Below are 16273 nucleotides of genomic sequence, written 5' to 3'. Positions count from 1 at the left end.
ATGAGAGCAGACGTGCATATGCATACAAATTTTTCACATGATTCTTCGTCTACGCCGGAAGAGATGATTCGGGGGGCGATAGAAAAAGGGCTGGAGGTGATCTGTTTTACCGATCATTATGACAAAGACAATATGGACTGGGGACCGGAAGATATATTTGATCCGGAAGAGTATTTTCGGGTGCTCCCGCCGCTGAAAGAAAAATACAGAGATCAGATTGATGTAAGAATTGGGGTGGAACTTGGGATTCAGCCATATCTGGAGTCATATTACCGGGAATTTGTCAAGAAGTATCCGTTTGATTTTGTGATTGGATCCGTGCACTGCATATGGAAGATGGATATTGCATACGGAGAGATTTTTAAAGGACATACAGATGAGGAGATCTATCGTGCTGTGCTGGAAGAGACTCTGGAAGATGTAAGACTGTATGAAGATTATGATGTTCTGGGACATCTGGATTATATGGTCCGATATGGAGAGAATAAGGAAAAAGCGTATTCCTACCATAAATATGTGGATCTGATTGATGAGATATTGAAAACAATCATCGAAAAGGGAAGAGGAATCGAACTGAATACGGCCGGTTTAAAATACGGGCTTCCTTTTGCGCATCCACATCCGGATGTGCTGAAAAGATACCGGGAACTTGGTGGTGAGATTATTACAGTAGGTGCTGACGGACATAAACCGGAGCATATTGCGTATGATTTTTACAAGGTATCCGATATTTTAAGGGTTTGCGGGTTTAAATATTATACAGAATTTTGTGGGCGAAAGCCGGTTTTTAAGCAACTTCCATAAAAAAAGGAAAACCAAAAGAAAGCACTTGAATTTTTGTATCAGATTTAGTACAATTGTTTCAGTTGATGAATCTTTAACAATTTTGGAAAAAACTGTTAAGGAGTTCACAATAGAAGACTGCGCAACCAGTTAATAAACAAACTTTAGGAGGAATTAATCATGGCAGTAAAAGTAGCGATTAATGGATTTGGACGTATCGGACGTCTTGCATTCAGACAGATGTTTGGAGCAGAGGGATATGAAGTTGTTGCAATCAACGACTTAACATCTCCAAAGATGCTCGCACACTTATTAAAGTATGACTCTTCACAGGGAAAATATGCTTTAGCTGACAAAGTAGAAGCAACAGAAGATTCTATCATCGTTGATGGAAAAGAAATCAAGATCTACGCAAAAGCTAATGCAGAAGAGCTTCCTTGGGGAGAAATCGGTGTAGACGTTGTTCTTGAGTGTACAGGTTTCTATACCTCTAAAGAAAAAGCATCTGCTCACATCAAAGCAGGCGCCAGAAAAGTTGTTATTTCCGCACCAGCTGGAAAAGACCTGCCAACTATCGTATATAATGTTAATCATGACACACTTACAGCAGAAGATACAGTTATTTCTGCAGCTTCCTGTACAACAAACTGTTTAGCACCTATGGCTAAGGCTTTAAATGATCTTGCTCCGATCAAATCCGGTATCATGTGCACAATCCACGCTTACACAGGCGATCAGATGACACTTGACGGACCACAGAGAAAAGGTGATTTAAGAAGATCTCGTGCTGCTGCAGTTAATATCGTTCCAAACAGCACAGGTGCTGCAAAAGCAATCGGACTTGTTATCCCTGAACTGAACGGAAAATTAATCGGATCTGCTCAGCGTGTACCAACCCCAACAGGTTCTACAACAATCCTGACAGCTGTAGTTGAAGGAGAAGTTACTGTAGATCAGATCAATGAGGCTATGAAGGCTGCATCTAATGAATCTTTCGGATACAATACAGATGAGATCGTTTCCAGCGATATCGTAGGTATGAGATTTGGTTCTTTATTCGATGCAACACAGACAATGGTTCTTCCATTAGACAACGGAACAACAGAAGTTCAGGTTGTATCATGGTATGACAATGAGAACTCTTACACAAGCCAGATGGTTAGAACAATCAAATACTTTGCTGAATTAGCTTAATATTGGCGAAAAGTGCTGATTGCATGTCGCAAAAGGCTATTGTATAAGACTCACAAAGGGTCCGGTCTTATTGGACCGGGCTCTTTTTAAATGCAGCAGTAAAAAAGGAGGCAATCATATGCTCAATAAAAAATCAGTTGATGATATTAATGTAAAAGGAAAAAGAGTGCTTGTAAGATGTGACTTTAATGTTCCACTTATTGATGGCAAGATTACAGATGAAAATCGTCTGGTTGCAGCACTTCCAACAATCAAGAAATTAATTGCTGACGGAGGAAAGATTATTCTCTGCTCTCATCTGGGAAAACCGAAGGGAGAACCAAAACCGGAATTATCTCTGGCACCGGTAGCTGTTCGTTTGTCTGAACTGCTTGGACAGGAAGTAAAGTTTGCTGCTGATCCTGAAGTGGTTGGTCCGAACGCAAAAGCTGCAGTAGAAGCAATGAAAGACGGAGAAGTAATTCTTCTTGAAAATACACGTTACAGAATCGAAGAGACAAAGAACGGAGAAGCGTTCAGCAAGGAACTGGCATCTCTGTGTGATGTGTTTGTAAATGATGCATTTGGTACTGCACATCGTGCACACTGTTCAAATGTTGGTGTTACTCAGTTCGTAGATACTGCAGTTGTAGGATATCTGATGCAGAAAGAGATCGATTTCCTTGGAAATGCTGTGAACAATCCGGAAAGACCATTCGTGGCAATTCTTGGAGGAGCAAAAGTATCAAGCAAGATCTCTGTAATCGAGAACCTGCTTGAAAAAGTAGACACACTGATCATCGGTGGTGGAATGGCATATACATTTGCAAAAGCACAGGGCGGAACCGTTGGAAAATCTCTGTTAGAGGAAGATTACTGCCAGTATGCACTTGATATGATTGAAAAAGCAAAGACAAAGGGTGTAAAATTATTACTTCCTGTAGATACCATTATTGCAGATGATTTCTCTAATGATGCAAATTCAAAGGTAGTGAAGTCAGGAGAGATCCCGGAAGGATGGGAAGGACTGGATATCGGACCGGAGACAGAAAAGATCTTCTGTGAGGCAGTTCAGGATGCAAAGACGGTTGTATGGAATGGACCTATGGGATGCTTTGAGATGCCGAAATTTGCTCATGGAACAGAGGCAGTTGCAAAAGCTCTTGCTGATACGGATGCAACAACAATCATCGGCGGTGGTGATTCTGCAGCAGCAGTAAACCAGTTGGGATATGGTGCTAAGATGACACACATCTCCACAGGTGGCGGAGCATCACTGGAATTCCTGGAAGGAAAGGAACTGCCGGGTGTAGCAGCAGCGAATGATAAGTAAGCACTTGGTGAGGCGTTTTCGAACTTAGTGTGAACATACCATAGCGTATATATGGATTATTAGTAGTAAGGAGAATTTTTATTATGGCAAGAAAGAAAATTGTTGCAGGTAACTGGAAAATGAACAAGACTCCAAGCGAGGCAGTTGCCTTAGTTGAAGAGTTAAAACCACTGGTAGCAAGTGAAGACGTTGATGTTGTATTCTGCGTTCCGGCAATCGACATTGTTCCGGTTGTTGAAGCTGTAAAAGGAAGCAACATTCAGGTTGGTGCTGAAAATATGTACTTTGAGGAAAAAGGTGCATATACTGGAGAGATCGCTCCGAATATGCTGACAGATGCCGGTGTAAAATATGTCATTCTCGGACATTCTGAGAGAAGAGAGTATTTTGGAGAGACCAATGAAGATATCAACAAGAAGATGCTGAAAGCGTTTGAGCATGGTCTTACACCAATCATGTGCTGTGGTGAGACTCTGGAACAGAGAGAACAGGGTGTAACTATGGACTTTATCCGTCAGCAGGTAAAGGTTGGATTCCAGAATGTGACCGCAGATCAGGCAAAAGAAGCAGTGATCGCTTATGAGCCAATCTGGGCAATCGGAACCGGAAAGACAGCTACAACAGAGCAGGCAGAAGAAGTGTGTGCAGGTATCCGTGCATGCATCGCTGAGGTATATGATGAGGCAACAGCAGAAGCAATCCGTATTCAGTATGGCGGATCTGTAAATGCAGGAAACGCAGCTGAATTATTTGCACAGGCTGACATTGACGGCGGTCTTGTAGGTGGTGCTTCTCTGAAAGCTGATTTTGGAAAGATCGTAAACTACAAATAAGCAGATAGTATTTGCCGTAGGAGGCAGGAATATTGCTTCCTGCGGCTTTTGTGCTGTTTTTGCGGCACATGTACAGGGATGATTTTCAGGGAATGATCTGATGTGAGATATAATTGGAGGAGAAATGAAAATGAGCAAAAAACCAACAGTACTTATGATCTTGGACGGTTATGGATTAAATGAGAAAACTACCGGAAATGCCGTGGCAGAGGGCAAGACTCCGGTTATGGATAAATTAATGGCAGAGTATCCGTTTGTAAAGGGAAACGCAAGTGGAATGGCAGTTGGTCTACCGGACGGACAGATGGGTAATTCTGAGGTTGGGCATCTGAATATGGGGGCAGGCCGTATCGTGTATCAGGATCTGACCAAGATTACAAAGGCAATTCAGGATGGAGATTTTTTTGAAAATAAGGCGCTCCTTGCAGCCTGTGAAAACGTTAAGAAAAACAATTCTTCCCTTCATCTGATGGGACTGGTTTCTGACGGAGGCGTACACAGCCACAATGAGCATATCTATGGACTTCTGGAACTGGCCAAAAAACAGGGAATTGAAAAGGTATATGTACACTGCTTCCTGGACGGACGTGATACCCCACCGGCTTCCGGAAAAGGGTATGTAGAACAGCTGGAAGCAAAGATGCAGGAGATTGGTGTCGGTGAAGTGGCTACGGTTATGGGGCGTTACTATGCAATGGACCGTGATAATCGCTGGGATCGTGTGGAGAAGGCTTATCGTGCTCTGGTATTCGGAGAAGGAGAGAAAGCGGCCGGAGGACCGGCCGGTATTCAGGCTTCTTATGACAAAGACGAGACGGATGAATTCGTTCTTCCGACAGTTGTTGTGAAAGATGGCGTTCCGACCGCAACGATCAAGAATGATGATTCGATTATATTCTTCAATTTCCGTCCGGACCGTGCAAGAGAGATCACAAGAACATTCTGTGATGAGGAATTTGCGGGATTCGATCGTGGAGAGAGAGTAAAAACTACATTTGTATGTTTTACAGAATATGACGTGACGATTGCAAATAAACAGGTTGCATTCGTAAAGGAAGAGATTACGAATACATTTGGTGAATTTCTTGCGAAGAACGGAAAGAATCAGGCACGTATTGCTGAGACAGAAAAATACGCCCATGTTACCTTCTTCTTTAATGGCGGTGTAGAAGAACCGAATGAAGGTGAAGACAGAATTCTGGTAAAATCTCCAAAGGTAGCAACCTATGATCTGAAACCGGAAATGAGTGCTTATGAAGTATGTGATAAGCTGGTGGAGGCAATCAAATCCGGAAAATATGACGTGATCATTATTAATTTTGCCAACCCTGATATGGTAGGACATACCGGTGTGGAAGATGCTGCGATCAAGGCAATTGAAGCAGTTGATGAGTGTGTAGGCAAAGCTGTTGACGCGATCAAAGAGGTAGACGGGCAGATGTTTATCTGTGCGGATCACGGAAATGCAGAGCAGCTGATTGACGACGAAACCGGTGAGCCGTTCACAGCACATACGACCAATCCGGTGCCGTTTATTCTGGTTAATGCAGACTCTTCTCTGCGATTAAGAGAGGGCGGATGTCTTGCAGATATTGCTCCTACTCTGATTGAACTTATGGGTATGGAACAGCCGCAGGAAATGACTGGTAAATCTTTGCTGGTAAGAGCATAAAGCACATCGTGAAAAGAATATAGTATCAAAGAGATAACAGGACGCAGTCTTTGACAGACTGCGTCCTCAGTTGCATTGGCAGATCAGGATCCGAAAGCGTGTCCTGAACAGGAGGGGTTGATATATGAACCGAGATGTGATCAAGCTGATCGCAATGATTACCATGTTCTGCAATCATTTTGCACATGTTTTTATGACTCCAGGAAGTCTTCCGTATGAATGCTTGATTGATACCGGATATTTTACGGCGATTACCATGTGTTATTTTCTCGTGGAAGGATATGGGTATACACGATCAAAGGTGAAGTATGCACAGCGACTGTTTGTGTTTGGCTGTCTTTCACAGATTCCTTATTCTCTGGCGCTGAAGACATGGAATCTGAATATGATGTTTACGTTGTTTATTTGCTTTCTGTTGATCTGTGTGCTGGAATATGTAACGCATCCGGTAGAGAGAAGAGTTTTGGCGCTGCTTCTGGTCTTTTGTACTTCCTTTACGGACTGGGCATGGCTTGCGGCGATCTTTACATGGCTGTTTGTATGGAGTAAAGGGGACAGAAAAAAGACATTGATATCTTACATGGTGTCGGTAGTACTGTTTGGAACTACGAATATGATCTCCTGCGTTTCTTATTATCCGGTGCCGGAATCCCTGATACGCACGGTTATGAGCTGCGTGGGATTGATTGCTTCGGGAATCGTGATTCTATATTTCTACAATGGAAAATGTGCCGCGGGAAAAGGAAGATATAAGAAATGGTTTTTTTATATTTTCTATCCAGGGCATCTTATGCTGTTATGGCTGATTGATCTATTATGGTTTTAAGGAGTATGAATGATGAAAACATATGAGACCTGTTTTTTTGACCTGGACGGGACAATCGTGGATTCTTCCCTGGGAATTACAAATGCAGTGATCTATTCACTGAAGAAATTCGGTATCGAGCCACCGGATCGAAAAGAACTGTATGCTTTTATAGGTCCGCCGCTTCGTGATTCTTATGCAGAATATTACGGATTTGATGAAGAAAAATGTCGAAAGGCAATCCTGTATTACCGAGAATATTATCAGGATCAGGGGATTTATGAAAATCAGGTGTATGAAGGACTGGAATCGACATTGAAAGCTCTGAAAGAGAGGGGAAAGAAGCTGGTGGTGGCAACTTCAAAACCAGAGGTTTTCGCAAAAAGAATTCTGGAGTATTATCATCTGGCCGATTATTTTGATTATGTAGCAGGGATGGAGATTGGCGGAGGCAGGGCCACAAAAGTGGAAGTGATCGAATATGCGTTGCGGGCATGTAAGATTGAGAACCGGTCTGCTGTAATTATGGTAGGAGACCGTATGCATGATGTGACAGGTGCAAAGCTGGCAGGGATTGACTGTATTGGGGTATTGTATGGATTCGGGAGCCGGGAGGAACTGGAACATGCAGGAGCCTCGCATATCGTGGAAACACCACAGGACATTCTGAAAATCGTGTAAATATAAAAAAAGTAATATGATTCACTTGACAAAAAGATACGATATTGTTATGATTAAAAAACAGAACGCACTCTGTTTTTGAAAAATGTTGAAGAGAGGTGCAATATGCAAAGAGTTTATTCATTATTGGTAGATAACAATTCTGGTGTATTAAGCCGTATATCAGGTCTGTTCAGCAGACGGGGATACAGCATTGACAGTATATCTGCAGGTGTTACCGCAGATCCGAGATTTACCAGAATTACAATTGTGGCAAGCGGAGATGAGCTGATCTTATCACAGATTGAAAAGCAGGTAAGAAAGCTGGAAGATGTCATTGAGATCAAGGTTCTGGATCCGGATAACTCTGTATACCGTGAATTGATCATGGTAAAGGTTCGCGCAAATAAGGCAGAACGCGCAGAGATCATATCGGTTGCAGATATTTTCCGTGCAAAGATCGTCGATGTTGAGAAGGATTCCCTGATGGTAGAACTTACGGGAACAAAGTCCAAGCTGGAGGCTTTCTTAAATCTTCTGGAAGGCTATGAGATCCTTGAGCTTGCAAGAACAGGTATTACCGGACTGACTCGTGGTATTAAAAATGTCACATTGATTGATCAGGAAGGCAATATTGAAAAAATTTAATTCAGATATTAAACAGAGTATCGCTCTGTTTAACAATATAAAGTTTATTATTTTAATACAAATTTAGGAGGAATGCTAAAATGGCAGCAAGAATTTTTTATCAGGAAGATTGCAATTTATCTGTATTAGAGGGGAAGAAGATTGCGATTATCGGTTATGGAAGCCAGGGACATGCTCATGCCCTTAACTTAAAAGAATCTGGATGTGATGTTATCATTGGTCTTTATGAAGGAAGCAGATCCTGGGCAAAGGCTGAAGCACAGGGATTTGAAGTATTTACAGCAGCAGAAGCAGCTAAGCAGGCTGATATCATCATGATCCTGATCAACGATGAGTTACAGGCTGATATGTACAAGAAAGATATCGAACCAAATCTGGAAGAAGGCAACATGCTGATGTTTGCACATGGTTTCAACATTCACTTCGGATGTATCAAACCACCAAAGAATGTAGATGTTGCAATGATCGCTCCTAAGGCACCGGGACACACTGTAAGAAGCGAGTATCAGGCTGGAAAAGGAACTCCTTGTCTGATCGCTGTTGAGCAGGATTACACAGGAAAAGCATGGGATAAAGCAATGGCTTATGGTCTTGGAATCGGTGGAGCAAGAGCCGGACTTCTTGAGACAAACTTCCGTACAGAGACTGAGACAGACCTCTTTGGTGAGCAGGCAGTTCTCTGCGGTGGTGTATGTGCATTGATGCAGGCTGGTTTTGAAACACTTACAGAAGCAGGATATGACCCGAGAAATGCATACTTCGAGTGTATTCATGAGATGAAGCTGATCGTTGACCTGATCTATCAGAGTGGTTTCGAAGGAATGAGATATTCTATCTCTAACACAGCTGAGTATGGTGATTATATCACAGGACCGAAGATCATTACAGAAGATACAAAGAAGGCTATGAAGCAGATCCTGACAGATATTCAGGATGGTACATTTGCAAAAGACTTCCTGCTTGATATGTCACCTGCAGGACGTCAGGTACACTTCAAAGCCATGAGAAAACTTGCAGCTGAGCATCCGGCAGAGAAGATCGGTAAAGAGATCAGACAGCTTTACAGCTGGAATGGCGAAGATAAGCTGATCAATAACTAATCATTGGCTGAACGGGATATTTCAGAAAGATTACATAGGGACAGGACGCAGCGTAGGCTGTGTCCTGTTTTTCTTATGTGAAATGAAATAATAAGAATAAAAAAAACAGCCACTGACGGGATGGCTGTTTTTTAATGCAACTCTTTTTTTATTATTAAGCAATTCCGTTAACAGCTTTTGTTAAACGGGAAATCTTTCTTGAGCATGTGTTTTTGTGATAAACACCCTTGCTTCCTGCCTTGTTGATTTCAACGATTGCAACCTTTAATGCTTCTGCAGCAGCAGCGGCATCCTTGTTAGCTACAGCTGTTTCAACTTTCTTTACGCAAGTTTTTACTTTAGATTTGATTGCTTTGTTTCTAGCAGCTTTTGTTTCGTTTACTAAAATTCTTTTCTTTGCAGATTTAATATTAGCCAATTTGTCCACCTCCGATATCATATATTTCGATCTTTGTCGATTTTCCAGTTCGTTAGAGCCGGACACGGACGTTCTAACGAAACATACGAATCTATTTTAGGCCAAGTATTGTGTTCTGTCAATACATATTTCTCAAAATATTGGAAAAAATATAAACCATCAGTTCAGCCATAATCTCTATTATGGGCGCGTCTGAACTGATGAGAAGCGGAGGGTAGCTGCGAAGCGAAGGACAATAATAATATCAGGAAAGGAAAACATCATGATTGAAAAATACAGTATTCGAACAGATCTGGCACTGGAGCAGAAAGAACGATTTGAATCTGATCACGTGGAAGTCCAGGGAGTTGTACTGGAGGAGTCCTATAATGAAGAAAAGGAGATCAAAGTCACTACAGTAAAGATTGAAACGGAAAAAGGTGCCAGAATCATGCAAAAGCCGGTTGGTACTTACATTACGATGGAAGTTCCGAACATGGTCGTTCCGGATGAAGATTATCACCGGGAGGTTTCGAAAGAGCTTTCCGGATACCTGGAGACGTTTGTGAAAAAGCTTGTCGGAAAAAGAGAAAAGGACTGTTCAGTACTCATAGCAGGCCTGGGGAATCGAAAAGTAACTCCGGATGCGCTTGGCCCGTATGTTGTAGATCATCTGAATATTACCAGGCATATTGTACGTGAATATGGAAAATATGCGATCGGAGAGGATGATATCCGCCTGGTAAGTGCCATTGTGCCGGGTGTGATGGCACAGACCGGTATGGAGACGGTTGAGATTATGAAAGGAATTGTGACGGAGACAAAACCGGATCTGATTATTGCGATAGATGCGCTTGCTGCGCGAAGTTCCAGACGGCTGAACCGTACGATTCAGATTGCCGATACAGGGATCCATCCGGGCTCAGGAGTTGGAAACCATCGAAATGCGATCACCAGAGAGACGGTTGGAGTTCCGGTGATTGCAATAGGTGTACCCACGGTTGTGGACGCAGCAACAATTGTCAATGATACGATGGAAAATCTGATCGCTGCACTGGAAAGTTCAGAGACGCTGAAAGGAGTGGGTGTAGTAATGCAGGGGTATAATGCGGCAGAGAAATATGAGCTGATCAGAGAACTGATCTCGCCGCATCTGAACGGCTTATTTGTGACACCAAAGGATATCGATGAGACCGTAAAAAGGATCAGTTATACCATATCAGAATCGTTAAACATTCTTCTTTCCGGAGGGACATGCTCATAATAAGGAAAATCTGCTCATATAGTGATAGAAGAAGGAAAGGCAGAGTGATGACGTGGGCGCAAAGCAAAAACAACAGTTTGCCAGAATGGCTGTGATCGCTGCTGCCGGTATCGGTGCGGTATATCTGGCGGGAAAGAGTCCGAAGCCGGCAGAAGAAGAGATTATGGATCATATGAATTATCTTGTGATGGATGTTGCAAAACAGACATATCTTGCATCATTTGTATATGTGGAAGAAGAAAAACAGGTGTCGTTTCATCAGTGGATTGCAGGGAAAGCCATGCAGCTGATTCCCCTGGGGATGTATACAGAGGAGAAAAAAGCAGTTCTGACGGATATTGAGGATCAGGAAACTTATGAGATGATACTTGCAAAACAGGCAAATGATGAAAATGCCATCGATGAAAACGGGAATCTGATCGGTGAAGATATACAGTCTCAGGAAATCGTCACTACTTCCGGAACGGCGATCGATACTTCTATGGAGAAACTGTCCGACTATGAGTATCTGCTTGGCAATTTTTATACCGTTGACAGCAGTACCATGGCAGATCCGGAACTGTTAAATGCGCAGAAGCTTCTGGCAAAAGACCTGAAGATCAATGCCTTGTCTGATGGTCCCAAGGTACTGATCTATCATACGCATTCCCAGGAGGCTTTTGCTGACTCGATTGCAGGAGATGTAAATACCACGATCGTTGGAATCGGAAGCTATCTGGCGTCAATACTGAATCAGAAATACGGAATTGAAACATTGCATCATACAGGTGTATATGATTATGTGGACGGAAAACTGGACAGGAGTAAGGCGTATCAGCTGGCAGAACCGGAGATTCAGGCCATTCTTTCAGCAAATCCGAGTATAGAGGTTGTCATTGATCTGCATCGTGACGGGGTTGCAGATACCACACATCTGGTAACGCAGATCAATGGAAAACCAACGGCGCAGATCATGTTTTTTAACGGGCTGAGCAGGACGAGAGCAAATGGAGACATCAGTTATCTGGCGAACCCATACATAGAAGATAATCTGGCATTTTCCCTTCAGATGCAGATTGCAGCAACGAACAAGTATCCCGGCTTTACCAGACATATATTCCTTCGGGCATATCGGTACAATATGCATGTTAAACCAAAGACACTGCTGATTGAGGCCGGAGCTCAGACGAATACGGTGGAAGAGATGAAAAATGCGATGGAAGTCCTTGCTGACACGCTGAGTATCGTGTTGACAAAGTGAATATATCACCTTTTTATCATGATCTGTTTTGCATGGCTTCGGAAGAAAAAAAGAGTTAGTGTAGACGAATACATTTTTTGTGTGCTAATATAATCGCAGCATGGAAAAGTCTGTGAAGCAGACGGAAGAGCATAGAAAGGATATAGTAGGAATGGCGAAAAAGAATACATATGATGCAGAGAGTATTGCCATCTTGGAGGGACTGGAAGCGGTCAGAAAAAGACCGGGAATGTATATAGGAAGTGTATCAACAAAGGGATTGAATCATCTGATCTATGAAATTGTTGATAATTCTGTGGACGAGCATCTGGCCGGATACTGCAGTGAGATCCGCGTGACGCTGGAAAAGGACGGGTCTGCAACGGTAGCGGATAATGGACGTGGAGTTCCGGTTGACCTTCATGCAACAGGTGTTTCCGCAGAACGAGTGGTATACACGACACTTCATGCAGGTGGTAAGTTTGATGATTCTGCATATAAGACCAGTGGAGGACTTCATGGAGTGGGCTCCTCTGTTGTCAATGCACTTTCTGTGTACATGGATGTGGAGATCAGCAGAGATGGCTATGTGCATCATGACAGATATGAGAGGGGAAAGCCGGTCATCGAACTGGAAGACGGACTGCTTCCAAAGATTGCAAAGACGAGAAAAACCGGTACGAAGGTCAACTTTCTGCCGGATGATACCATATTTGAAAAGACAAGATTTAAAGCCGAAGAAGTAAAAAGCCGTATGCATGAGACGGCATATCTGAATCCATCCCTTACGATCATATTTGAAGACAGGCGCGGAAACGAAGTGGAACATATTGTGTACCACGAGCCGGATGGGATTCTGGGATTTATCCGTGAACTGAACAGTAAGAATGAGTCGGTGCATGAGCCGGTATACTTTAAAGGAACAGCAGAAGGCATTGAGGTAGAAGTGGCATTTCAGTATGTGAATGAATTTCATGAGAATGTTCTTGGATTCTGCAACAATATCTATAACGCGGAAGGCGGAACACATCTGACCGGATTTAAGACTACTTTTACAACTGTGATCAACCAGTATGCCAGAGAGTTGGGGATCCTGAAGGAAAAGGATTCTAATTTTACAGGTGCAGATATACGAAATGGGATGACGGCGATTGTTTCGATCAAACATCCGGATCCGAGATTTGAAGGGCAGACCAAGACAAAGCTTGACAATCCGGATGCGGCGAAAGCCTGCAGTAAGGTGACAAATGATGAGATCATCCGGTATTTTGACCGTAATCTGGAGACGCTGAAAAAAGTCATCGGCTGCGCCGAGAAGGCAGCAAAGATCCGGAAAACAGAAGAACGTGCCAAGACGAATCTTCTGACAAAGCAGAAGTATTCTTTTGACAGCAACGGAAAGCTTGCCAACTGTGAGAGCAGAGATGCCGGCAAGTGTGAGATCTTTATTGTCGAGGGAGATTCTGCGGGAGGATCTGCAAAGACGGCACGCGACAGGATGTATCAGGCGATTCTGCCGATTCGGGGAAAGATCCTGAATGTGGAAAAAGCGAGCATTGATAAGGTTCTTGCAAATGCAGAGATCAAGACCATGATCAATGCATTTGGCTGTGGATTTTCGGAAGGATACGGCAATGACTTTGATATAAAAAAGCTTCGTTATGACAAGATTATTATCATGGCGGATGCCGACGTGGACGGAGCACACATTTCGACATTGCTTCTTACACTTTTTTATCGATTTATGCCGGAACTGATCTATGAGGGACACGTATATATTGCGATGCCTCCTCTATATAAGGCTATGCCCAAAAAGGGAGAAGAGGAATATCTGTACGATGATAAGGCACTGGAGCGATATCGAAAGACCCATGAGGGCCCGTTTACACTTCAGAGATACAAAGGTCTTGGAGAAATGGATGCTGAACAGCTGTGGGAGACTACGCTGAATCCAGAGACCCGGATGCTGAAGCTGGTTGAGATCGAGGATGCAAGAATGGCCTCCAGTGTGACAGAGATGCTGATGGGTTCTGAGGTACCGCCAAGAAGAACATTCATCTTTGAAAATGCTACAGAAGCGGAGCTTGATATTTAAAAAGGAAAATATGTATAGAAACGTGTTGGAGAAGTGTAGGAGATAAAAAATGCAGGATTCACAGATAATCAGAACGGAATATTCTGATGTAATGAAAAAATCATATATAGATTATGCGATGAGTGTCATCGTTTCCCGTGCTCTGCCGGATGTCAGAGACGGATTAAAGCCGGTACAGAGGCGTACGCTTTATGACATGTACGAGCTTGGAATCCGATACGATAAGCCGTACCGGAAATGTGCCCGTATCGTCGGAGACACCATGGGTAAATACCATCCGCATGGGGACAGTTCTATCTATGAAGCGCTGGTTGTTATGGCGCAGGATTTTAAAAAGGGAAGGATACTGGTCGACGGACACGGCAATTTCGGATCCATTGAAGGAGACGGAGCCGCAGCTATGCGTTATACGGAAGCACGTCTTGCAAAGATCACGCAGGAAGCGTATCTGGCAGATCTGGATAAAGATATCGTTGACTTTGTTCCGAACTTCGATGAGACGGAAAAGGAACCGCAGGTGCTTCCGGTTCGTATTCCGAACCTGCTGATAAACGGAGCGGAGGGAATTGCGGTTGGTATGGCGACCAGTATTCCGACGCACAATCTGGAAGAAGTGATCGATGGCGTTAAAGCATATATGAAAAATGATGAGATCAGCACGAGACAGCTGATGAAGTACATCAAGGGGCCGGATTTTCCGACCGGCGGAATTGTTGTTAACAAGGATGATCTTCTGCAGATCTATGAGACGGGGACCGGAAAGATCAAGATCCGTGGAAAAGTAGAGGTCGAAGATATGAAAGGCGGTAAGAAGCGCCTGGTCATTACAGAGATCCCATACACAATGATCGGAGCCGGGATCGGTAAGTTTCTGAATGATGTCTGTGCTCTGGTAGAAACTAAGAAAACGACAGACATTGTAGATATCTCCAATCAGTCATCCAAAGAAGGAATCCGGATTGTCATTGAACTGAAAAAAGGGGCGGATGTAGAGAATCTGACGAATATGCTTTACAAAAAGACGCGTCTGGAAGATACATTCGGAGTAAATATGCTTGCAGTAGCAGACGGAAGACCGGAAACGATGGGGCTTAAGCGGATCATTGAACATCACGTGGATTTTCAGTTTGAGATGGCAACCAGAAAGTATCAGACACTTCTGAAAAAAGAGCGGGATAAAAAAGAGATCCAGGAAGGTCTGATCAAAGCATGTGATGTCATAGATCTGATTATTGAAATCCTGCGCGGAAGTCAGAACATCAAGGATGCAAAAGCATGTCTGACCAAAGGAATTACAGAGAATATCAAGTTTAAGTCCGGTATTTCCAAAAAGATGGCTTCTATGCTCCGGTTTACAGAGAGGCAGGCGACTGCGATTCTTGAAATGCGTCTGTATAAGCTGATTGGTCTGGAGATCGAAGCTCTGATGAAAGAACATGAAGAGACTCTGAAAAACATTGCAAAATTCGAGGACATCCTGAATCACTATGATTCTATGGCCAATGTGATCATAGAAGATCTGGATAAGATAAAGAAGGAATATGCGACAAAGCGTCGCACAGTCATTGAAAATGCCGAAGAAGCAGTGTATGAGGAAAAGAAAGTCGAGGAACAGGAAGTGATCTTCCTGATGGATCGATTCGGATATGCAAAAACTGTGGATACAAGCACCTATGAGAGGAATAAAGAAGCAGCTGATCATGAGAACAAATATATATTCAGCTGTATGAATACCGGAAAGATCTGTCTATTTACCAATACCGGAAAGATGCATCAGATCAAGGTTATGGATCTTCCATATGGAAAGTTCCGGGATAAAGGACTTCCGATTGACAATGTGAGCAATTATGACAGTACGCAGGAAGAGATCGTCTATCTGTGCGATGCAGAGCAGATGCGTTATGCGAAGATTCTTTTTGCCACAAAGCAGGGAATGATCAAAAAAGTAGAGGGAACAGAATTCCAGGTCGCAAAACGAACGATTGCAGCAACAAAACTTCAGCCGGAGGATGAACTTGTCAGTGTTCAGGTCATTACAGATAATCAGCAGATCGTATTGCAGACCAAAGATGGATATTTCCTTCGCTTTTTGGCGGAAGAGGTAACGGATAAGAAAAAAGGAGCTGTCGGAGTACGCGGAATTCGTCTGAAAAAGAATGATGAACTGGAACAGGCATATCTGTTTGAGGAAGGAACAGAGTGCAAAATCACATATAATGAAAAAGAAGTAACACTGAATCGGTTGAAGCTCGCAAAGCGGGATGGAAACGGGACGAAATACAGAGGATAAA

The 16273-nt window shown here is 43.1% G+C and carries 14 protein-coding genes; 13 read left to right on the top strand and 1 reads right to left on the bottom strand.

Annotated features, from left to right (window positions below):
• The 9 genes from ABE547_RS08565 to ilvC all read left to right on the top strand — a co-directional run bounded on the left by ABE547_RS08565 (position 1) and on the right by ilvC (position 9007).
• Entirely contained in the window at positions 1 to 804 is an 804-nt protein-coding gene (locus ABE547_RS08565; RefSeq protein WP_347378387.1) for a histidinol-phosphatase HisJ family protein, read from the top strand.
• Between the two features lie 159 nt (positions 805 to 963).
• A complete protein-coding gene (gene gap / locus ABE547_RS08560; protein WP_347378386.1) occupies positions 964 to 1977 on the top strand; it encodes a type I glyceraldehyde-3-phosphate dehydrogenase in 1014 nt (337 codons plus the stop codon).
• Positions 1978 to 2095: 118 nt separating this feature from the next.
• Entirely contained in the window at positions 2096 to 3289 is a 1194-nt protein-coding gene (locus ABE547_RS08555) for a phosphoglycerate kinase (RefSeq protein WP_347378385.1), read from the top strand.
• A gap of 83 nt (positions 3290 to 3372) precedes the next feature.
• Entirely contained in the window at positions 3373 to 4122 is a 750-nt protein-coding gene (gene tpiA / locus ABE547_RS08550; protein ID WP_235247774.1) for a triose-phosphate isomerase, read from the top strand.
• Between the two features lie 130 nt (positions 4123 to 4252).
• The gene (gene gpmI / locus ABE547_RS08545; RefSeq protein ID WP_347378384.1) at positions 4253 to 5794 is read left to right on the top strand and encodes a 2,3-bisphosphoglycerate-independent phosphoglycerate mutase; all 1542 of its coding nucleotides are present in this window, start codon (positions 4253 to 4255) and stop codon (positions 5792 to 5794) included.
• 124 nt (positions 5795 to 5918) lie between these two features.
• A complete protein-coding gene (locus ABE547_RS08540; RefSeq protein ID WP_347378383.1) occupies positions 5919 to 6620 on the top strand; it encodes a TraX family protein in 702 nt (233 codons plus the stop codon).
• Positions 6621 to 6629: 9 nt separating this feature from the next.
• Positions 6630 to 7280, top strand: coding sequence for an HAD family hydrolase (locus tag ABE547_RS08535; RefSeq protein WP_347378382.1), 651 nt, complete (start codon positions 6630 to 6632; stop codon positions 7278 to 7280).
• A 105-nt stretch (positions 7281 to 7385) separates the two neighbouring features.
• The gene (gene ilvN, locus ABE547_RS08530) at positions 7386 to 7907 is read left to right on the top strand and encodes an acetolactate synthase small subunit (RefSeq protein ID WP_347378381.1); all 522 of its coding nucleotides are present in this window, start codon (positions 7386 to 7388) and stop codon (positions 7905 to 7907) included.
• 80 nt (positions 7908 to 7987) lie between these two features.
• Positions 7988 to 9007: a ketol-acid reductoisomerase gene (gene ilvC / locus ABE547_RS08525; protein WP_347378380.1), complete on the top strand. Its 1020-nt coding sequence runs from the start codon at positions 7988 to 7990 to the stop codon at positions 9005 to 9007.
• Positions 9008 to 9161: 154 nt separating this feature from the next.
• Here the strand turns inward: ilvC and rpsT are convergent, their stop codons facing one another.
• Complete coding sequence (gene rpsT, locus ABE547_RS08520) at positions 9162 to 9425, bottom strand: 30S ribosomal protein S20 (protein ID WP_235247767.1); 264 nt, start codon at positions 9423 to 9425, stop codon at positions 9162 to 9164.
• 262 nt (positions 9426 to 9687) lie between these two features.
• On the opposite strand from rpsT, the gene gpr reads away from it, so the two are divergent.
• From gpr to ABE547_RS08500, 4 genes are all read left to right on the top strand, one after another.
• Entirely contained in the window at positions 9688 to 10668 is a 981-nt protein-coding gene (gene gpr, locus ABE547_RS08515) for a GPR endopeptidase (RefSeq protein ID WP_347378379.1), read from the top strand.
• A 52-nt stretch (positions 10669 to 10720) separates the two neighbouring features.
• Complete coding sequence (gene spoIIP / locus ABE547_RS08510; protein ID WP_347378378.1) at positions 10721 to 11908, top strand: stage II sporulation protein P; 1188 nt, start codon at positions 10721 to 10723, stop codon at positions 11906 to 11908.
• 151 nt (positions 11909 to 12059) lie between these two features.
• Complete coding sequence (locus tag ABE547_RS08505) at positions 12060 to 13982, top strand: DNA gyrase subunit B (protein ID WP_347378377.1); 1923 nt, start codon at positions 12060 to 12062, stop codon at positions 13980 to 13982.
• Positions 13983 to 14031: 49 nt separating this feature from the next.
• Positions 14032 to 16272: a DNA topoisomerase (ATP-hydrolyzing) gene (locus tag ABE547_RS08500; RefSeq protein WP_347378376.1), complete on the top strand. Its 2241-nt coding sequence runs from the start codon at positions 14032 to 14034 to the stop codon at positions 16270 to 16272.
• The last annotated feature ends 1 nt before the right edge of the window (position 16273 follow it).

The sequence above is a fragment of the Dorea sp. YH-dor226 genome, from assembly GCF_039832105.1.
GTDB lineage: Bacteria > Bacillota > Clostridia > Lachnospirales > Lachnospiraceae > Dorea_A.
This window is presented reverse-complemented; position numbering and strand designations above follow the sequence as displayed.